Annotated in this window: 14 protein-coding genes and 5 pseudogenes; 4 read left to right on the top strand and 15 right to left on the bottom strand. The window is 60.3% G+C overall.

Annotated features, from left to right (window positions below):
* Nucleotide 1 precedes the first annotated feature (1 nt).
* A complete protein-coding gene (locus tag FGD77_RS04240; protein WP_255006635.1) occupies nucleotides 2-535 on the top strand; it encodes a DUF3489 domain-containing protein in 534 nt (177 codons plus the stop codon).
* A gap of 285 nt (nucleotides 536-820) precedes the next feature.
* Here FGD77_RS04240 and FGD77_RS04235 read toward each other — a convergent pair whose 3' ends face one another.
* The 10 genes and pseudogenes from FGD77_RS04235 to FGD77_RS22375 form a co-directional block, all read right to left on the bottom strand.
* The gene (locus tag FGD77_RS04235) at nucleotides 821-2,185 is read right to left on the bottom strand and encodes a site-specific DNA-methyltransferase (RefSeq protein WP_255006633.1); all 1,365 of its coding nucleotides are present in this window, start codon (nucleotides 2,183-2,185) and stop codon (nucleotides 821-823) included.
* Nucleotides 2,182-3,441 carry a site-specific DNA-methyltransferase gene (locus FGD77_RS04230; protein WP_255006632.1) on the bottom strand — a complete coding sequence of 420 codons (1,260 nt, stop codon included), beginning with the start codon at nucleotides 3,439-3,441 and terminating at the stop codon, nucleotides 2,182-2,184. The genes FGD77_RS04235 and FGD77_RS04230 overlap by 4 nt, the downstream gene beginning before the upstream one ends.
* A 494-nt stretch (nucleotides 3,442-3,935) precedes the next feature.
* Nucleotides 3,936-6,977: a type I restriction endonuclease subunit R gene (locus tag FGD77_RS04225; RefSeq protein ID WP_255006631.1), complete on the bottom strand. Its 3,042-nt coding sequence runs from the start codon at nucleotides 6,975-6,977 to the stop codon at nucleotides 3,936-3,938.
* 8 nt (nucleotides 6,978-6,985) lie between these two features.
* Nucleotides 6,986-8,293 (bottom strand): restriction endonuclease subunit S, encoded by a 1,308-nt coding sequence (locus tag FGD77_RS04220; RefSeq protein WP_255006630.1) that lies wholly within the window; start codon nucleotides 8,291-8,293, stop codon nucleotides 6,986-6,988.
* A complete protein-coding gene (locus FGD77_RS04215) occupies nucleotides 8,290-10,683 on the bottom strand; it encodes a class I SAM-dependent DNA methyltransferase (protein ID WP_255006629.1) in 2,394 nt (797 codons plus the stop codon). The genes FGD77_RS04220 and FGD77_RS04215 overlap by 4 nt, the downstream gene beginning before the upstream one ends.
* Nucleotides 10,684-10,828: 145 nt before the next feature.
* Nucleotides 10,829-11,523, bottom strand: a pseudogene (locus FGD77_RS04210) (RES family NAD+ phosphorylase).
* Nucleotides 11,517-11,930, bottom strand: a complete 414-nt coding sequence (locus FGD77_RS04205; RefSeq protein ID WP_255006628.1) for an MbcA/ParS/Xre antitoxin family protein — start codon at nucleotides 11,928-11,930, stop codon at nucleotides 11,517-11,519. Before FGD77_RS04205 ends, FGD77_RS04210 begins: the two are co-directional and overlap by 7 nt.
* A 79-nt stretch (nucleotides 11,931-12,009) precedes the next feature.
* A pseudogene (locus FGD77_RS04200) lies at nucleotides 12,010-12,662 on the bottom strand (hypothetical protein).
* Nucleotides 12,659-13,402 (bottom strand): DNA methyltransferase, encoded by a 744-nt coding sequence (locus tag FGD77_RS04195; RefSeq protein ID WP_255006627.1) that lies wholly within the window; start codon nucleotides 13,400-13,402, stop codon nucleotides 12,659-12,661. The pseudogene FGD77_RS04200 and the gene FGD77_RS04195 overlap by 4 nt, the downstream one beginning before the upstream one ends.
* 52 nt (nucleotides 13,403-13,454) lie before the next feature.
* A pseudogene (locus FGD77_RS22375) lies at nucleotides 13,455-13,829 on the bottom strand (DNA cytosine methyltransferase); the annotation flags it as partial.
* A gap of 123 nt (nucleotides 13,830-13,952) precedes the next feature.
* Here FGD77_RS22375 and FGD77_RS22370 point away from each other — a divergent pair.
* Nucleotides 13,953-14,432, top strand: coding sequence for a hypothetical protein (locus FGD77_RS22370; RefSeq protein ID WP_369682702.1), 480 nt, complete (start codon nucleotides 13,953-13,955; stop codon nucleotides 14,430-14,432).
* 399 nt (nucleotides 14,433-14,831) lie between these two features.
* On the opposite strand, the pseudogene FGD77_RS22365 reads toward FGD77_RS22370, so the two are convergent.
* The 4 genes and pseudogenes from FGD77_RS22365 to FGD77_RS04170 all read right to left on the bottom strand — a co-directional run.
* Nucleotides 14,832-14,972 (bottom strand): annotated as a pseudogene (locus tag FGD77_RS22365) (helix-turn-helix domain-containing protein); the annotation flags it as partial.
* Complete coding sequence (locus tag FGD77_RS04180) at nucleotides 14,969-15,364, bottom strand: VRR-NUC domain-containing protein (protein ID WP_255006622.1); 396 nt, start codon at nucleotides 15,362-15,364, stop codon at nucleotides 14,969-14,971. The gene FGD77_RS04180 and the pseudogene FGD77_RS22365, both read right to left, overlap by 4 nt.
* Nucleotides 15,361-15,627 carry a hypothetical protein gene (locus FGD77_RS04175; protein ID WP_255006619.1) on the bottom strand — a complete coding sequence of 89 codons (267 nt, stop codon included), beginning with the start codon at nucleotides 15,625-15,627 and terminating at the stop codon, nucleotides 15,361-15,363. The genes FGD77_RS04180 and FGD77_RS04175 overlap by 4 nt, the downstream gene beginning before the upstream one ends.
* Nucleotides 15,624-15,869, bottom strand: coding sequence for an AlpA family transcriptional regulator (locus FGD77_RS04170; RefSeq protein WP_255006617.1), 246 nt, complete (start codon nucleotides 15,867-15,869; stop codon nucleotides 15,624-15,626). The genes FGD77_RS04175 and FGD77_RS04170 overlap by 4 nt, the downstream gene beginning before the upstream one ends.
* Before the next feature lie 440 nt (nucleotides 15,870-16,309).
* On the opposite strand from FGD77_RS04170, the gene FGD77_RS04165 reads away from it, so the two are divergent.
* Complete coding sequence (locus FGD77_RS04165; protein ID WP_255006616.1) at nucleotides 16,310-16,906, top strand: hypothetical protein; 597 nt, start codon at nucleotides 16,310-16,312, stop codon at nucleotides 16,904-16,906.
* Nucleotides 16,907-16,932: 26 nt separating this feature from the next.
* On the opposite strand, the pseudogene FGD77_RS04160 reads toward FGD77_RS04165, so the two are convergent.
* Nucleotides 16,933-18,193: pseudogene (locus tag FGD77_RS04160) on the bottom strand (tyrosine-type recombinase/integrase).
* A 542-nt stretch (nucleotides 18,194-18,735) separates the two neighbouring features.
* Here FGD77_RS04160 and FGD77_RS04155 point away from each other — a divergent pair.
* Nucleotides 18,736-20,112: an HD domain-containing protein gene (locus tag FGD77_RS04155; protein WP_255006614.1), complete on the top strand. Its 1,377-nt coding sequence runs from the start codon at nucleotides 18,736-18,738 to the stop codon at nucleotides 20,110-20,112.
* Nucleotides 20,113-20,127: the final 15 nt, after the last annotated feature.

Genomic DNA, 20,127 nt, shown 5'->3' with positions numbered 1-20,127 from the left:
CATGACCAAACTCACCGATACGCAGTCCCTCATCCTCAGCGCCGGAGCCCAGCGCCCCGACAACATTGCCATGCCGCTGCCCAAAGGACTGCACGGTGCCGCCGCAAAAAAGGTCGTCACCATGATGATCGGACGCGGCTGGCTCGAGGAGGTCGACGCCAATATCCGCAATGGCGAACCGCTCTGGCGGGAAACTGGTGACGGCCACGGTACCACATTGGTGGTCACAGATGCGGGGCTGCTGGCCATCGGGATCGAGCCGGTCGTGGTCAGGACAGTAGCCTCGATCCGCGAGCACGCGAAGGCGGAACCCGGTGCGAAAGCACCGAAGCCCCGCTCGGGCACGAAACAGGCAATGCTGATCGAGATGCTACGCGCCCCGGAAGGTGCCACTATGGAGGCGATCATGGCCGCCACCGGGTGGCAGGCCCACACCGTGAGAGGTGCCATGTCGGGGGCCTTGGGCAAGAAGCTGGGGCTGGTCGTGACCTCGGCGAAGGAAGATGATCGCGGGCGGGTCTATCGTATCCGCTGAACGTCGAACGCGGTGGGCGGTATCGGCGAGGGGAGATCGAAAGCCTCACCGATGCGATTTGTCATGATCCTGAAGTTCAGCTGACATCCTGAATGCTGCCCGCGCTGCGTCCGTCAACCCGAACCTCGTCACATAATCTGCCAGTGCATCTTCGAGCTGCGCGATGCAGGCCTGCAATCTGGCTCGTTCGTCGTCAGGGGACTTCCCGTCTGCGCCAGTCTTCATCTGCGCCTCCCGACACGAGTGGACCCTCACCCTACCTTGCATGCCGTCGATGGTAAACGATCAGGACAGGCGGGCGTTGGTGCTGACGGGACCAGCATCGCCGCTTGCAAGTGCCGCCTTCTTTCCTGTCGCCAACTCCCACCGCCGCACGGCCACATCGCAATAGACCGGGTCCAGTTCCATCGCGAAACACCTTCGCCCAGCGCGTTCGGCAGCGATCAACTGGGTGCCGGAGCCGCAGAACGGCTCGTATATCAGATCGCCGGGATCGCTGAACGCCGTCAGCACTGCCTCGACCAGCGCCACAGGGAACACCGCCGGGTGCGACCCCGCTGCGCCCAGCCCGCCCTTGTGGCGCATGATGCGGAAAACGCTGTCGGGGATGCGGTGGCTTTGGATCGCATTGCCGGTGCCGGTCTTGGCGTGAACGGTGCCGTCGGCTCCGCGCAGCCCACCGCCGCCAAGGGTCTCGCCCGCGTGCTTGGACGGGACCGTCTTGTGCGGTTTGCGGGGCGCGCGGTTGAAGTGGAAAATGAACTCGTGCGACGGGGCCAGGCGGCCTTGCCAGTCGCCCGGCAGGCCCGGACCCTGATCCCACACATACCAGCCAAAGCGTCGCCAGCCAGAGCTGCGCATCCATTCGACCCATCCTTCCCAATAGGGCTGCCATTCGCCATCGCGGTGGACCAGCCCTAGGTTGACCAGCAGTTGCGCGTCAGCCGTGACCGGGGCCGCGGAAAACACGCCCTGCATCAGCGCATCCCAATCCCCGACCTTTTCCTTGGCCGCGCCGTAGTCGCGCTGTTGGGCGTAAGGCGGCGAGGTGAACATCAGCGTCGCTTGCTCGCCCTGCATCAGCTTGGCGACGACGTCCGGATCGGTGGCATCGCCACAGCACAGCCGATGCTTGCCCAGCACCCAGATATCGCCCGGCTTGGTGATCGGCTCGGCAGCCGGTTCGGGGATGGCGTCGGCGGCACCGTCAGAGATCTCCGTGCGGTCGTCGGCATCGGCCAGCAGCGCGTCCAGCTCATCCTCGGGGATCCCGATCAGCCCGAGGTCGAAATCCTCGGCCAGCAGCGCCTGCAGTTCCTGCATGAGCAGCGCCTCGTCCCAGCCACCCAACTCGGTCAGTTTGTTGTCGGCGATGCGATACGCCCGGCGCTGCGCCTCGGTCAGATGACCCAGCACGATCACCGGGGCCTCGGGCAGTCCGAGCTGGGCGGCAGCCAGGACACGGCCGTGCCCGGCGATCAGCTCGCCGTCGGCGGCGACCAGCACCGGCACGGTCCAGCCGAACTCGGCCATGCTGGCGGCAATCTTTGCCACTTGGTCAGCGTCATGGGTTTTGGCGTTGCGGGCATAGGGGCGGAGCCGGTCAATCGGCCAGTGCTCGATCCGGCCCGGCAGAATTGGCGCGTTCATGAAGCCAGCCTCTTGGCCGTCAGGTCGGCGAAGGTCTCGCCGGTTTCCCCCAGCACGGCATTTGCACCGGTGAACTGCTGCCAGCGATCGATGGCGACATCGACGTAAGCCGGGTTCAATTCGATTCCGAAGCAGACCCGCCCTGTGGTTTCCGCCGCGATCAGCGTGGTGCCGGATCCCATGAAGGGTTCAAACACCGCCTGGCCGGGGCTGGAATTGTTCAGGATCGGGCGGCGCATGCATTCGACTGGCTTCTGGGTGCCGTGAACAGTGGCGGTGTCCTGGTCTTTGCCGGAAATGTGCCACAGCGTCGTTTGCTTCCGGTCGCCCGCCCAATGTCCCTTGCCGGTCTTCTTCACGGCATACCAGCAGGGTTCGTGCTGCCAGTGGTAATCGCCTCGGCTCAATACAAGCCGGTCTTTGGCCCAGATGATCTGCGACCGCACGTTGAAACCGGCCGCGACGAGGCTTTCGGCCACGGTCGCAGCGTGCAGCGCGCCATGCCAGACATAGGCGACGTCGCCGGGGAACAGCGCCCAAGCCTCGCGCCAATCGGCCCGGTCGTCGTTCAGCACCTTGCCGGTGCGTTTGGTCTTCGCCGCCCCTGCCTGGTTGCGCCAGCTTGGGTCATATTCCACGCCATAGGGCGGGTCCGTGACCATCAGCAGCGGCGTCACATCGCCCAGCAGCCGCCCGACCACATCGGCGGACGTGCTGTCGCCGCAGATCAGCCGGTGTGATCCGAGTTGCCAGAGATCGCCCGCAACCGAAACCGGCGTGACCGGCGGTTCGGGAATGTCATCCTCACCCTCGACAGCACCACCTTCAGGTTGATCCGGATCCTGCAGCAGCGCGTCCAGATCCTCGTCGGTGATCCCCAGCAGTGACAGGTCGAAATCCTCAGCCAGTAACCCGGCGACCTCGTCGCGCAGCATAGCCTCGTCCCATTCGCCCAACTCGGTCAGTTTGTTGTCCGCGATGCGGTAAGCCCGGCGCTCGGCTTCATCCAGGTGGCCAAGCCGGATCACCGGCACGTCCTTCAGGCCCAGCATCGTCGCGGCCAGCACCCGGCCATGGCCCGCGATCAGCTCACCGTCGTCCGCCACCATGCAGGGTACGGTCCAGCCGAACTTCGCCATGCTGGCGGCGATCTTCGCCACCTGGTCGTCGCCGTGGATCTTGGCATTGCGAGCATAGGGCCGCAGCCGATCAATCGGCCACGTCTCGATCTCGCCTGGCGCGAAGACAAGGTCCATGGGGTGGTTCTCATTTTGGCAGGGCGGACATGCCGGTGCGCGCGGCCAAGACCGGCAGCGGCAGAATCGGGATCCACGATGTGAGGAAAAACGAAAGCGCCCGAGAGGGGTTTCCTCCGGGCGCTATCCTTCGATGATCAATAGGTAGGTCAAGGGGGGGCAGCTTTGTCAAACGAAAAACGGAAGTGGATTCAAAGGCTTCTCCGCGGCTGGCTTCCGCTGGCTGGCTTCCGGCGCGGTGGCTTCCACGGGGTGGATTTTACTATTTTTGTCAAGAATCCACCTTGAGAGGATAATCCGCCGTCGTAACTGTCTGTTATATTTACGTTTAATTACAGGCGTATCTCGGGGTGGCTTCCAAGTGGATTCCCCGGTGAAGAAGCCAGGCGCTAGCGAAATGCCGCGCTGCGCCCCCCCGTATACGTTTCGGGGCGGGGAGGAACCATGCCAAGGGGGGGCTGAGGCGCTGAACCCCATCGCCCAGCGTCTTGGCGTCAAGCGCCGGGCCGATTGTCCAAGTTTTTGTTGAGGACCTGCTCAATGTTCTGGCTCCAGGCAGCCTTGAACGCTGGATCAGACGCAAACAGCTTATAAAGTTCCAGCTCGTCTTTCCGCCGTTTCAGCATCACGTCCTGCAGCATCTTTTCCAGTGCGAGGCCACGGTTGTAAGGGTCAGCATTAGCCTCATACTTTGCAGGGTAATCCGGGTGAGCACGGATGCTATTGACGATATTGACGAACTTGACCCGCTGCTCCTCGGGCGTCGCACTCCATCCCTGAAACCACCGCTCGTTGAAGCTGCGAATGATTTCATCCAGCGGGTCCGTTTCCGGGTCGCCGTCGCGGTTGCCGCGTGGGTTGGGGTTCTGAGGCGTCAGTTCTGTGTCCGATGCATCCAGCCCGATTTCGTGGTTCAGTTTGGTGCGCTCCAAGCCATAGGACGAGAGATCAACGGCCTCCAGAAGCTCGTCGAGCATGTCTTGATCGGGATCCTTGATCTTGAGCTTGGGGATCAGGAACTTCAGCAGCCAGAACAGTTTCTCCCATTCGAGAATCTCAAACGGGATAATTGACGCCATCTGTCCGTAGATCTTCACGAACTGCTTGGCCTTGATCTTGAAGTCGATTTTGTCCGGGTCGGGCAACTCCAGTTCCGAGTTGAAGCGATTGGCCGCGATATCGATGATCGGGCTTAAGGTTTGGGCATCCTCACCAGCAAAATACCGTGAGACGAAGTCTTCGACCTCCTGCCATTCGTAAACGCCGACCTCATCCAGTGCGTCCTTCAACTCGTGCAACACGTTGACGTCGGTCGCGTCGGACAACGTGGTCACGGTGTAGAACGGATCGAATGCGGTCTTGATGTCATCGACGCTGTTGAAGAAGTCGAGGATGAACAGGTCTTCCGTCCGCTTGCCCAGCTTCGGAGCAGAACGGTTCAACCGCGACAGCGCCTGCACCGCCAGCACGAACTGCAGCTTCTTGTCCACGTACATGGCGGTCAGCTTGGGCTGGTCGAACCCCGTCAGATACTTGTTGGCGACGATCAGCAACCGGTAGTCGTCGGAGTCGAATTTCTCCCGCGTTTCGCTTTCGGGAAAACCGTTCATCTCGGCTTCTGAGTATTTTATGCCGTCGACGGTCTTCTCGCCCGAAAAGGCGATCAGTGCCTTGAACGGGCCTCCTTGAGCATCGAGCAGCTTGGTCACCGCCTTGTAGTAACGGATCGCGGCTTCGATGTTCTGGGTGACGATCATTCCCTTGGCCTTGCCGCGCAGCTTCTTGGTGTTCACGACCTGCGGGATGAAGTGGTCCAGCATGATCTCGGCCTTAGTGTTGATCGTGTGCTGGCTGCGCTCGACATGGGCGCGCAGCTTCTTCTGGGCCTTCTTGGTGTCGAAACGCGGGTTTTCCTCCACCGACTTCTGGATTTCGTAATAGCTTTTGTAGCTCGTATAATTGGCCAGCACGTTCAGGATGAAGCCTTCCTCGATGGCCTGCTTCATGCTGTAGAGGTGAAACGGCTTGAAGCTGCCGTCGGGCTGCCGCTCGCCGAATTTCTCCAGCGTTGTGCCCTTGGGCGTGGCGGTGAACGCCAGATAGGATGCGTTGCCGCGCATCTTGCGCGATTGCATTGCGGCCAGGATGCGGTCTTGCGGATCATCTTCGTCCGGGTCCACGTCACCCGCGCCCATCGCGCGGTTCATGTTGTCGTGTGCTTGCCCGCTCTGGCCGCTGTGGGCCTCGTCGATGATCACCGCAAACCGCTTGTCGCTCAGGTCCGAAATGCCGTCGATGATGAACGGAAACTTCTGGATCGTCGTGATGATGATCTTCTTGCCGTTCTCCAGCGCCGCTTTCAGATCGGCCGACCGCATGGCCGGGGCGACGATGTTCTTGACCTCGGAGAAATCCCTGATGTTGTCGCGCAGCTGTTTGTCCAGCAGGCGTCGATCCGTCACCACGATGACGGAGTCAAACAGCGGCTGGTCCAGACCCTTGGCCCCAGGCAAGCCTGCGCTGTCGGGATAGGTTTCGATCAGCTGATAAGCCGCCCAGGTGATCGAGTTCGATTTGCCCGACCCCGCCGAATGCTGGATCAGATAGCTGTGGCCGACGCCATTGCGCGCGGCGTGGTCGAGCAGACGGCGCACCACGTCCAATTGCTGATAGCGTGGGAAGATCAGCGATTTTTTGGGCAGGGGATCGTTTGCCTTGCCCTCCAGCAGAACGAAATGCTGGATGATGCCCGCAAGGCTGGCAGGCATGAACACCTCTTCCCACAGATAGGCCGATCTGTGGCCGGTCGGGTTGGGTGGATTGCCCTCACCGTTGTTGTGGCCCTTGTTGAACGGCAGAAAGAAGGTGGAGGGCCCGGCCAGCTTGGTGGCCATGAACACTTCGTCGGTGTCCACCGCCATATGCACCAGCGCGCGGCCGAATTGCAGCAGGGGTTGGGTGTTGTCGCGTTTTTCCCGATATTGCTTTTGACCGTGAAAGCGGGCGGTCTGGCCAGTCCAGGCGTTCTTTAGCTCGACGGTGATCAGGGCCAGGCCGTTCAGGAACAGCACCATGTCGATCTCTTCGCCCGGATTGCTCTGGGAATAGCGGACCTGGCGGGTGATGCTGAAGGCATTGGCGGCGAAGTTTTCGTGCACGCGGGCGGCAGAGCTGGCCAGCGGTGCGGGGTACATCAGATCGAACCGCGCGTCATCGACCGACAGGCCCTTTTTCAGCAGATGCAGCAAGCCGTCCTTCTTGATCAGCCTGTCAAAGCGTTCGAGGATTTTGGCCTGCCAATCGCCGGGATTGCGGTCGCGCAGCTTGGCCAGTTCCTTTCCTTGGGTGGTTTCCAGAAACTGCCAGAAGATCGCGGTGTCGAGCGCATATCTGGCATCAAAATCACCGGGCTGGCCGATGCGATAGGGGGCAGAACCCGGCAGTGCGGGCTGGCCCGCAAGCTCTTCGGTGGTGTGGCCGGTCAAATGTTTCTGAATGGCCTGTTCCAGCGCGATTTCCCTGGTATTGCTGACCATGTGACCCCCTAGACGACCTTGATCTTGCCGGTGACGGCCGCGTTGATCAGGCTGGCCTTGTATTCTTTGAGTGCGGCGATCTGGTCTTGCTTAATCGAGATGGCTTCACCGACGCGCGCATTCAATCCATCGCAATAAACCGAAATCTCTGGTTGTTCATCAACCGGGGGCAATACGACAAACATTCTGCCGAGGTGGGACGGGCCATAATGTGCAATCGTGCTACCAGCTTTTAGAAGCTCGACCTGGACGTTGAACAAATCTGAAGAGAGGAAATGCTCGAGATATCTTTTCTCAATGCTTGCGCGCTTAATTTTCAGCTTTATCAGGCCTGTGTAGAGAATAGCCCCTGCCGCCTCTGGGCCAACTTCTGAGACAAAACCTGTCGACGCGCTGCCGCTGATGACAAGGTCGCCCTCGGACAGTTTGAAGTGATCCCATTTTCGGCGAACTTTAGCAGTCGATAAGAAATTGCAGCCTTCCAGGGTCACTTGACGGCCACGAACGCCTGAAATCCGGATCAATGGCACGCCGCTGTCGTGAAAATCGACAGCCATGATACCGGGGCCTTCTTGGACCTCTATTTCTTTGGTGAATCGCTTCACCTCCCAATGCGCTGGGATTTGGCCGATCCAGTCGATGCCGCTGTCCTTCATCGGGGCGGCGGGGTTCAGGCCGCGGGTAACGGCATGCTGGATCAGGATCTGCCGCCGCTCGCGCAAAAGGGCGATCTGCGCCTCCTTGATCCGCACCGCCTCCTCCACCCCCGCGCATTTCCCATCCAGAAACTCCGCAATGGCGCGCTGTTCGTCTGGGGATGGGATAGGCAATTTCAGGTATTTGAAATCCAGATATGACAGGTTTTGGCGTAGGCCCGAACCCAAGGCATAAAAGACCTTCTTCACGTCGTAAGAATGAAGCAGATAATGCAGGAAAACTTGGTTGATCTGCGCCTTCGGTCGCAGGTTTATGTAAGCGGACGTGATGATGCCGACGTCTTTCGCTAGTCCGGTTCGAAGGCTCGTCATATCGTTCTGCAAATCAGTGCCACGAATGATGATGTCACCGGGCTGGACGATCTGATAGGTTTCGAAGCTTTCGGGAACCAGCCCGGTCAGCTTGTCCTCGTCCTTCACGATAACGCGACCATAGCTGAGAGACAGCACGGTGTTTTGCTTCATACGCGTGTTTTTTTCCCGGTTTTCGTAGACGCACTGGCGGCCGGGCTCGACTTGCCATTCGCTAGGGACATCGCCGATCCACTCAACGCCGCTGTCCTTATAGCTGCCATAGGTCGGATACGCCGCCAAACTCATTCTGCTGGCTCCAGCTTGGTAGCGATCTCGACCCCAAGAATATCTGCCATCAGCCCGTCAGCCTTTTCCTCCAGCGCAAGAATATCCTGCGTCACGGCATCCAGGCTGCGCAGCGGCTTGTGGCGGTAGAAGTATTTGTTGAAGCTGATCTCGTACCCGATCTTCACCGTATCCAGGTTAATCCAGGCCTCGGCCACATGCGGCTGCACCTCGGCGCGGAAATAGCGGTGGATGCTGTCTTTCAGCGGCACTGCCTCGCTATCGCGCAAGTCACTGCTGGTCTCATAGGTCAGGAAATTGCCGTCGGGCTGGCGATAAAGACCAAAATCAGCAAGCTCCTCCAAGTCACAGCCCAACCGGGCCGTGATCGCCTTCAGCTCAGACGCGCTGAGTTTGCGGGATTTGTCGACGACCTTCTCCGCATCCTCGGCATACCAGCTGACCGCGTTCAGGATCGCGTTCCGCTCAGTAGCGGATAGCTTGATCTTGCGGGCCTTCAGGATCTTGGCCACCTTATCGCGAAAGGCGTTGAAATCGGCGGTCTCTTCGGTGCCGACAGCCTGCATCAGCTGCATGCCCACCGCGACCAGATCGCGCAGACGGACCCAGAGCGCCGTATCGACCAGCTTGCCGCGCTGTTTGGCGTTCAGGGTGATGTCCTGTTCCTCGCACCAGGTTTGGATCGCCTTGGCCTGCGATTTCAGAAAACCGGGCTGATAGACCTCCTCACCATGCTCGGCCCAAAGATGCGCCATCGGTTCGCGCAGGGATTTGTCGAACCGCAGCGTTTCCAACCGTTCCGCGCTGAATTGGGCGCGGCGACGGTCGGGGCGTTCGATGGTGACCTTGTGATAGCCGAAATCGGTGTTGTCGAAGATCTGCACGGCAATGCCTGTCGGATCACCGTTCCCGTCGATCCGGCGCTCGACCGGTTGGAAGGCGAGATGCGCGGCGACGATTTCGTCGATATGTTGAGGCGCGAATTCGCAGTTCTTGTCGCCAAGGTTCTTGCGCAGCTTGCGGAACAGCAGGTTAGCGTCGATCAGCTGGACCTTGCCGCGGCGCGTCTCGGGCTTGGCGTTGGTCAGAAGCCAGATGTAGGTGGTGATGCCGGTGTTGTAGAACAGGTTGTTGGGCAGCTGGATGATCGTATCCAGCATGTCGTTTTCGATGATATGGCGGCGAATGTTGGATTCGCCACTGCCCGCGTCGCCGGTGAACAGGCTGGAGCCGTTATGCACCGACGCAATGCGCGCACCGATGGGGCTGTCCTTGGTGGACTTCATCTTGCCCACCATTTCCATCAGGAACAGCAGTTGGCCGTCGCTGGAGCGCGGGGTGGCGTCCAAGGTTTCGGTTTTGCCCCAGTAATCGTTGAGATCGACCTTGAAGCGGGGGTCGATGACATCCTTGCCGTCCTTGATGTGTTTCAGCTCGCTGTTCCAGCTTTTGCCGTAGGGCGGGTTGGACAGCATGAAGTCGAAACGATGTGCGGCGAATTCGTCGGTGGACAGGGTCGAGCCGACCTTGATGTTCTCGGGATTGTTGCCCTTGATCATCATGTCGGATTTGCAGATGGCATAGGTTTCGTCGTTGATTTCCTTGCCATAAAGGTAGACGTCGCCGGTCGCCTTGATCTGGCCCTCGGGGTCGATGATGTAGTTTTGCGATTCCGTCAGCATGCCGCCACTGCCGCAGGCGGGGTCGTAGATGGTCATGACGGGGGGCAGCCGGTCCCGGATCGGATCGAAGACCAGGTGGGTCATCAGGTGGATCACCTCACGCGGTGTGAAGTGTTCGCCCGCCTCTTCGTTGTTTTCCTCGTTGAATTTGCGGATCAGTTCTTCGAACACATATCCCATACCAAGGTTGCTGAGGCCGGGCATGGCATTGCCTTCGGGATCCTCGAGCAGGTGCGGCGTCAGGTTGATGTACGGCGAGATGAACTTTTCCAGCACGTCCAGCAGGACCTGCTTGTCGGCCATGTGGCGCATCTGTTCCAGTAGCTTGAATCGCTGGATGATCTCTTTGACGTTGTCGCTGAACCCGCCCAGGTAGTCTTCCACGTTGGCCAACAGGATCTGCTGGTTGTTGGTGGCGGTGGCGTGAAGCTGTTTCAACGTCCATTTGCTGGTGTTGAAAAATACGTAACCGGAGGCCGCCTTGAGTGGGGCATCGTCCAGTTCGATCGCCTTCATTTCGTCCTTCTGAAAGCGGACCTCCTCTAGAACCTCGGCTTTCGTGGGTTCCAGAAGGGTATCGAGGCGACGCAGCACGACCATCGGCAAGATGACATCACGGTATTTCCCCCGGACATAAACGTCGCGAAGGCAGTCGTCAGCGATAGACCATATGAAAGAGACGAGCCTGTTGTGAGCAATTTGGTTCATGAGCGAGTTTTGCAGTCCTGATGAGATGCTAGATCAGTTGATGGCGGCATTTTATTGAATGAATTGAGCTTTTTTACGGCCGTAGCCGATCTAATCGTAGTGGTGAGTAGGCTGCACTGCAACGTCTGATCATTCCGGTTCAATGCTAATGGACCCCAATGGTCTCTCCAGTATCCAGCCTCTTAACATAATCGACCGCGCTCCCATTCCAGTGATAAGCGAAATGCGCCCCCTGTGCGGGGATCGGAACCACATCCGGCCAGAATGCGGCGATGCAGTTGCCGCCCGCAAACCTCACACTGGGCCAGGTTATGCCGTCGGAGCCCGCCGCGCGGCGCTGGGCACCGAAGACCTGAGAGGCGGCATAGTCATCCGGGTGCAGCAGGTCATCCATCCCGGAGACATCGTCAAATTCGGCATCGACAGACCCGATCAGCTCGCGGAACTGCGATGTCCAGCCGGGGGCTTCATCCGTAACCAGCATGGTTTTCGTGTGGTGGTGGATGGTTTCGGCAATCGCCACCTCGGTGCTGTCGCCCGCGTAGTACAGGCCAAACGTCCCATCGGTGAACCGTCCCGGCCGCAAAGGCGAGCAGTGAACAAAGGGGGCCCATGACCCAGCTTGCGCCGGTTCCTGTGATGCGTCGGTCCTCGGGGACCTTTGCGAGATCGCCGATGCTGTCACGGATACGCGGGTTGAACTTGGCCTCGGTACGAGGCCAGCGCCTCCCAATCGGCAGGGTCGGCAATGTCCTCGAACAGGTCAATCGGCGGATAGATCGAGCGGATGATCCGGGCTGTGCGCGGCCAGACCACGCGGCGCACCGGCGCTGTCACCATGCACCACGCTCGGCGTCCAGATAGCTGCGCAGATCGATCAGATCAGTGATCTCGCCACGCATCATGACGTCGAGCGCGCTTTGGCCGTTGAAGGCCGCGTTCGGCTTTCTGATCCAGGCATAGCCGCGCGCGGGATCGCTGAAGAGATAGCGCAGGCCCTTGTGAATCCCCATCAGGATGGCCATGCGCGCCCGCAGATCGCGGTCGATCCGGCCGATGCTGCCGTCCTTCCAGCGCGCCCATGTGCGCTGGGCCATATCACCCAGCAGCGTGCGGGCCTCGATATCGCTGAGCTGCCAGGCGCGGAACAGGTTCACGGTGGTGCGCGCGAGGGCGGCCGCCTCCTCGTCCGTGATGGCGGGAAGGTCCGGGCGGGACGCGGTGGGTTCGATTGTGGCAAACTGCATGGTAAATCTCCTGTGACACAAATATATAGATTATATGCCATTTGACAAGATGCCGTTTCCAGAGAGGCCGCTGCTACAATCACCGCCATGGCTGCACCTTCGGCATTGCCGCCGTCACCTCAACATCGCGTAACATCCGCCCCACCACCAGCCCGTCGCGCACCCAATCCAACGCCTGCCACCAATCCTCATAGCCGCGCCGGGCGGAGGTGATCTGCTCGGGGTGCACTGCCAGGTGACGGGGCAGACCAGCACCTCCACTGTCCGCCATTTGCCCTGGGTCAGCACCCGTTCGGTGCCCACAACTTCCGTCACGGCCCGAATGCCATGCTGATTTTGCCGCGTTTCCACCGGAACGCAGCGCGGCACGACACCGGGCATCCAGTCCGGCGTCAGTCCGGCGCGGGCCAGTTCCGCCACGCGGATGGCCATGCGGATGCCGCCCAGCGCGTCGGGCATTCCGGCGACGATGGCGGCGATGACCTCGGCATCTGCATGGGTGTAACTTCCCATCTTGTGCTGGCCACCATCCACTTTGCAGCCCAGCGCGGCACGCTGCATCAAGACGTACTCCAGACCAAACCCATAGCCTTCCTCGACCACATCCTTCGGCGGTGGCAGTTCCAGCTGTGCCTTTTCCACCCGGAACGCCCATTCCAGCGCCGCCTGCACGCCCAGCGCGCGTTTCACCTTTGTCCCGCCAGCCCGGGCAATCCGTCCCTGCATGCTCATGGCAGCCATCCTTCAAAGAGAGTCATCTGCGCTGGGCCCTCCGGCTCTTGGCTCGGTCGCCAGATCCAAGGGCCCGAGGCCATGGGCAGCCGCGAGAGAGCGCCACGCATGCGCTGCTGCCAGCGGGTGAACTCCGTTGCCGAGCAGGCGCAGAGCGCGTGCCCGATGGGCCAGCCCATCAGCCATCCGACGAAGAGCGGATTGAGCCGCCGCCGCGCCCGGGCTTTCAGGATCCGCCGCGATACGACCCGCCCATGCGAGGCAATCATTGAAGCCCAGAGCGGGCGCGAGATCGGGGCGTGCAGCGAGGACCGCCCATGCGGCGGGGTCGCCGGGTCCGGGTGGGTGAAGCCCTGTTCCGCGCGATAGTGCAGGATATCCATCCGGGACTTGCCATCGGACCGCGTGATGCTGGCGGGACTGCTGCCCTTCCAGTTCTGCGCCGCCGGTGTTGGCCATTGCAGCGCCTGCGCACTCAGCTTGGGCTCGCCCCGGCTGTTGATCTTGCCGCGTAGCCGGTCGACCTGATCGTCCGCCACCGGCGTCTGCCATTGTGCCGCCTGCGCTGGCAGGGGAGGCATCCCGCCCGAGCCATAGCTCTGGCCGGGCCCACCCTTCGCTCCGTCCGTCGCCTTCGGCGTCGACCAGTTGGTGATGCCCAGCGCCAGCGCTTCCGCCTTGCGGGTGAAATCGCTGTTCCCCGCCGGATTGTAGCGGGCAGTGCCGGGATGCAGGCTCATCGGTGTGGGCCAGGATGAAGATGCGGAGCCGCTGGTGCGGCGCGCCGACTTCTGCCGCGCTGAACAGGCCCGCCGCAGGCGTGTAGCCCATCTCCCAAAGCTCTCGCAGCACGGTTTCAAGGCCGAGGCTGACATGGCCGGGGACGTTTTCGAGAAAGACCCATGCGGGACGGCATTCCCTGATAACACGGGCGACCTCGGGCCAGAGGTGGCGGGGATCATCGGCCCCGCCGCGCTTTCCGGCGGCGCTGAAGGGCTGGCAGGGATACCCGGCGAGCACGGTGTCAAAAGCACCGCGGAGCGGCCGGGCATCGAAGCTGCGCAGATCATCCCAGATTGGCGCCGGGGCAAAATACCCAGCGCGCTGGGCGGCGATGAGCACGGCGCGCGGCCACTCCTCCCATTCGACAAAGGCGCGGGTGTGATATCCGGGCTCGGCGAGCATGAGGCCCAGATCCAGGCCTCCGCCGCCTGCGCAGAGGGACAACCCGTGCCGGGGACGTGACACCATGCCATTCACCGCACCCCCCGTTGCCGAAGCCGCTCTGCCGTGACCAGCCCGCGTTCCAGCATCGCCGCGCACATGGCGCTGCTGATCATGCCATTGGGGGAGGTATGCTTCCGAGTTGACCTTGGCCGCATAGAACGCCGCCAGCTCGTCCGGGCTGGGTGGAGGGCCTACGTCGCGCTTGCGCTGCCGCTTGGTTTTCCAGCCGCTGGCATTTGCCGCAGCAGCCTGCGCATCACGCTGGGCGGCGCGTTCCATGAACCGATCCAGCGCCTTGGGGCCATCAGGCGGATTGGGGTGATCGCAGCGGGACTCGGTCGCGACCTCGATGATCCGATCTTCGGAGAGCCCGAGGTCATCGATCCAGCGGCGAACGTGCTGTCGCGCTGGCCAGCCCTGCCACCAGGTCGGGAGGGTCGCATCGGTGGCAAAGCCCAGCGCGCCGAGCAGTTCTGCAAAGAACCGATCAAAATCGGAATCTCGCGCCTGCGCGTCCTCCTCCTCCTTTACTGGTTTCCTTAGTGGTTCTCTTACAAGGTTAGTGTCGCAATTTGAGACACGGGAATCGTCATTTTTGAGACACGGGTTTGCGCCAAACTGAGACACGGGCCCGTGTTCTGAAACGAGACACGGGTTCGGGTCTGTCTCGAGCGACAAGCCCTTGTCGATATGCGATTTTTCGGCAAGTGACCCGTGTCTCAAATCCGGACATGGGGTTTCAGCCTCTCCTGCCTCGAAGGGATTGGTTGAATCGCCCTCGGTTTGGCGCGGTCCGCGCGGCGTAAACCCTGGCTCGCAGCCCAGCAGATAGCGGGTGGGGCGCTGCTGCCCGGTCTTGGGGTCTATCACCCTGATCCGGCGAATGAGTCCGCGTGCCTCCAGCCCGTCGAGATGACGGTTCAGCGTTGCCCGGCTGATCTCGCAATCATGCGCCAGCCGCGCCTGCGAGGGAAAGCAGCCATAATCCGGATTGAACCGGTCGCAGAGGTGCCAGAGCACGATCTTGGCTGTGGGCTTCAACCCGCGCTGCTTGATCGCCCAGTTGGTGGCTTCATGGCTCATGGCGACGCCCTCCGCGCTGGAAGCTGCACGCGGCTGGTGAACCCGTGATCGGCCAACGCGCCCAGCGCGTCGTCGAGCGAGCGCACGAGCGCCCAGCCGAAGCCCTGCGCCAGCACGGCGTCGCGAAACACCTCCTGCGATTTGCGTAAGCGGCCCGTCCGGCTTTTGACCTCGAGGAACAGCACGCGGCCGCCGGAAAGCACGATCAGATCGGCGAAGCCGCAATGGACACCCATGCCGACCAGGATCGACTGCCGCCTGGCACCGCGCGGCCCGGCCTCGGTCACCTCATTGGCGCAGTGATGGACGATGGCGTCGCGGGGTAGCACTAAACGCAGGGCCTGGACGATGGCGCGCTGGATCTCGGCTTCCGGTTGGTTGCGCTTGCTCATCGCGACACCTCCGGATCCGGTTGGGGGTCGCCGCGTCCGGGATGCCTGGCATCGAGCACGACCAACAGGATGCGCGCATCCTCGCGTTCCTGCGGTGTTTCGCCATGGCGGATCAGCACATTGCAGGCGAGCCGGATCAGGTGGTCGGAATGGTGGGCCACGTCGGCCACGACAGCGCGAGCTTCGCGCCGCCGCTCGTCGATCCAGTCCGCGCGCGCCGCGTCCCGCGCGTGGGGTCCGCGAACGGGGGTGGGCGCGTTCATCGCCGACCTCCTGCCGTTTTGGCACGCGGCATCTCCTGCGCGGCCAGCCAGTCCTCCACCGCGCGGCGCCGATAGAGCACCATGCGCCCCGCCCGCACGCAGGGCGGCCCGACCCGCCGGGCTTCCCATCGCCCTAGGGTGTCGACCGTCACGCCCAGCGCATCGGCCAGATCCTTGCGGCTGATCCAGCCCGACAGCAGGGCTGTGGCGGTCGTCTCCGGTTCAGTCTGTGATTGAATCATCTCTGCCTCCTGTTCGCCGCCCGGCGTGGGCGGATGTCGTCAGACAGCGAGAACAGATCGGCAGGGGTGGCGGGGTGGCGCAGGGTGGCGCTCATTTGCCAGCATCGATGCCACCCCTTGTTTTATTGACGTTTTGCGAGGGGACGATTTGGATCGAAACGAATCAATCAGCAAGTTCAACTGTCAAGAACGGAGTTCGGTTGTGTTCCTGATTTGTTCTGGCGTTCATCCTTAAGGAGAGCGGTTTTGAGAATCAGACGGAGAAGGAGGCGGATATGGATGAGATGGTTATTGATCTGAGATTGATCATTCCCTGCCGCCCCGCCGTCGCGGGTTTTCCGCGCGGCTGATCCCCATTCCCGCCTGCCAGGCCTGAGATCGCCTCAGTCAATGGTGCGGGATGTTGGCCAACGCCAAATAGATAAGAAAGGAGGTGAGGCATGGCATTGCCACCGCGCGTTTATTTCACATTACACGAAGCCTCGGTCCGCTGGGAATGCTCGCTCGCCGACATTGCTGGCTGGGCGTCGGTCGGTCGTTTTAACATCGTCACGGCCATCGGTGGCTTTCCCAACGGCCTGCAGCCACTTTCAGGATTTGGGGCTGTACTGGTCACTGACATTCTCCAAATGTTCCGGCGTTGCGGAACTGGCCCTACCACCTGTCGGCTTTGGCGCGTGCGGCCGCTGGGCCAGGAGGAGTACGTTTCGTTATCGGAACACTCGAGTGGGATCGAGGTCACGCTGGCGGACCTGCTGATCATGGCCGAGGACGTTCGCCGTTTCGAAGCGGATTTCGATCTTCTGCGGCGCCCGGCATCGCACATAGGATCGACCGCGCGCTACGATTGGGATGAGATGTATATCTCGCTCATTCGCCGCGTTCATGAACACGGTGTTCCTGAAACACAGGCCGAGTGGGTCGGAGAAGTGCAGGAATGGTTCGTGAAAAAGTCAGATAGCGGCGAGGTGCCGGATGAGCGGACGATCCGGCGCAAACTCACCCCGATTTGGAAATCGCTGCGCGAGACTTGCTGATCATCAAAACACCGAGGCACGGAAGATCATGCCGTCTTCTGCTCCTCGCCGGAATCATGGACCAGTTTCGGCTTGGGCCGGAATGCGTCGGCCACAGCATCGACGCCCGCGCGCAGTGGCGAATCCATCAGATGGGCGTAGCGCTGTGTCGTCTGCATCTGGCTGTGGCCCAGAAGCTTGCCGATCATTTCCAGCGACGCGCCGCCGCTGACCAGCAGTGAAGCGAAGGTGTGGCGTAGATCATGGATGCGCACATCCGGGATCCCGACCTGCTTCTGGATATTGGCCCAGAAGCGGCGGATTTCCTTCACGGGCTGGCCCGGAACATCGCCGGGAAAAAGCAGTTGGCATCCGCGCGGCACCAGCAACTGGCGCTGGCGCACGATCGCCGCCGCCTCGTCCGAGATTGGAAGGCGGTGGATCTTGCGCTGCTTGGTCATGCTGGCGGGCTTCGACCAGCTCAGATGCTCAAGGTTGAAGTGTTCAAACCGCGCTTGGCGAACCTCGCCGACGCGCGCGCCGGTCAGCATGCACATCCTGATGATGTCAGCCGCGCGGCGGTCCTCAGCCGTCTCCAGCGCCTCGGCCAGCTTGCGGATTTCTTCATGGCTCAAAAAAGCGCTCGCGTGGGTTTTCGATCCGGCGGCGGAAACTCGAGGCCGGATTGTCCTCGCGCCAGCCCCAGCCGACAGCATAGGTGAACATCTTGCGCAGCACCTCGCCGGTCCGGTTGGCGCGCACTGGGGTCGGCTTTGCCCCCTGCAGCTTCCGCGCCCGGTTGTTCGGCTTGGCTTTCGAAGGTCGGGCGCGACCGGCCGCCACCTTGTTCAGCAGCTTTTCCACATCGTAGGGTGTGATCTCTGTCACCAGCCGGTTGCCCCAATCCGGAGCCACCAGCTTGGCCAGCATAGATTTCTGGTCGGAGGCGTTGGTGGGCGAGAGGTGTGGCAGGTGCACTTCCGTGTACCGCTCGATCATGTCCTTGATGCGCGGCGCATCGCGCCCGGTCTCCTTTTGCCCCAGCGGGTCGGCCCCTGCGTCGATCTCGCGCCGCAGTTCTTTTGCCCGCTCCCGCGCGGCCGTGGTCGACCATTCCGGCCAGCGTCCGATGGTCATCCGCCGCTGCCGCCCGGCATGTCGATAATCGATGGTGAAGGCCCGGTTTCCCGAGCGGTAGATGCAGACCGCGAACCCCCGCACATCGGTGTCAAAAATCTGATAGTCCCGCCCCGGCGCTGGCTCGGCCTCGCGCACAGACTTTTCATTCAATCGCAATCGGTTGACCATGCAACTCACCCTCCAGTCGTCATCACATGACGCGTAGATTCGCGCCGCTAGCAAGCGAAGCATGTCGGCCGGGGTGGCGGGGTGGCGCAGGGTGGCAGTGATGTGACGACGGCGTGCCACCCGGAGATGTCTCTAAGGCTCGATGGCGCAAAAGCCGACATTCGCTGCGTCTGCGAATTTTGGCTTTATCGTATTGGGAAGCAGACGTTTGGCGGTACTTGACCCTCTTAACTACAGCGAACAGCACCCTTGAGCTCAAAAGTCCAGGTGCCGCGAAATTAAGTAAAGACCGCGATAAATTGTCTCGATCCCCAACTACCATCAAGGGTTTGAGCGGACTGTTTGAGGAAAGAGTCTTGAGATATCTTGAGGTGCTCGAAAGATGCTGTGTAGAAGTTCGGCGGCGCACCAGCAAAATCGACCAATATCGAGAGGTTGTGTGTCGCGTCGTGATTTCCACTAGGGCTTGCAGGCATCACACAATGCTGTAGCATTGACTTTATAGGCATCCCCGATTAGAACAATAAGAGAACATTTACAGCGTGGCTATTCAAAGAGTTCGAGACCCCGTCCATAATCTTATTGAGTTTGATACTCGTGATGAGCTTGAGCGCGTCGTATGGAAGCTGCTTCAGAGCAGACCGTTTCAACGGCTGCGTAGAGTAAAGCAGTTGGGCTTCTCCGAACTTGTGTATCCAGGCGCAACGCATACGCGGTTTGCTCACAGCATCGGCGTGTTTCATACGGCTAGAGAACTTATGGAGATCGTCAGGAAGAAGACAGATGATCAGGGGTCACGTGAGAAAATCGCCTTGGCTGCTGCCATAGTGCATGATGTGGGTCATGGCCCATTCAGCCACGCTTTTGAAACCGTTGGAAAGCGTCTGAAGTTGAAGCTGGCCGATCATGAAGTTATGAGCGATGAGCTTATTCGAAATGGCGAAATTGCTGAAATTCTGAATGCAGATATCATGGATGGTTTCGCATCAAGTGTTGCTAACATGATTAAGAAAGAAGGTAAGATCACGCTTCACAACTCAGTTGTTTCCAGTCAATTTGACGCAGACCGTCTTGATTACATGCAGCGTGATCGGATGATGACAGGAAGTGAACATGCTGCCATTGATCTGACTTGGTTGTTGGCCAATCTCGACATTGGTGAAGTGACAACTGGCGTTGACGATATGGCTGTTGGTTCAGTACCGACCTTCGTAATCGGCCCGAAGGCGATACAAGCGGCTGAATCTTATGTTCTGGGGTTATTCCAACTTTACCCGACAATCTATTTTCATAAGACCACACGAGGTGCTGAGAAGTTATTCGCGGAAGTTCTGGTTCGACTCGTCGAGTTGGTTGGAGATGACGCTGTGGGGAAAACTGGATTACCTTCGAACCATCCACTGATCAAGTTTGCCAAGGAACCTGAGAGCCTCGAAACAGCCTTGGCTTTAGACGACACGGCTGTTTGGGGCGCACTTCAGCTTTTACTTGAAGCAGATGATCCAATCCTCTCGGAGTTTTCAGATCGTCTCCTGAACCGGAAACTTTTCAAATGCTATGACATTCGGGCGGAAATTACCCACAGATGTGACCCCCACAATTCGATGGACCTGCAAAATATAGAGAAAATTGAAAAATGTTGCGCCTCGGCGGTGGTGAAGCTACAAGAATGGGAAAAGAAGCAAGAGGCAGTCGTTCCCCGTATCATCACAGATGAGGCCGAACGAAAGCCCTACAAGGCAGGTGGTGGTAGCAATGGCTATACTGAGCAGATCAACGTGCGTACCGATGGTGGCGAGTTGATCGACATCAGGCAACGGTCCGAGATAGTGAAATCTTTGAGTGTTTATAGGCTGACTCGCGCATACTATGATGAATCAGACGCTGAAGCCTTACAGGTAATAAAAAGATATTGTTGAAGGGGAGATCAACTG

The organism is Roseovarius sp. M141, from assembly GCF_024355225.1.
GTDB lineage: Bacteria > Pseudomonadota > Alphaproteobacteria > Rhodobacterales > Rhodobacteraceae > Roseovarius.
Note: the sequence above shows the minus strand (reverse complement) of the source record. Positions and strands in the feature narration are given on the sequence as shown.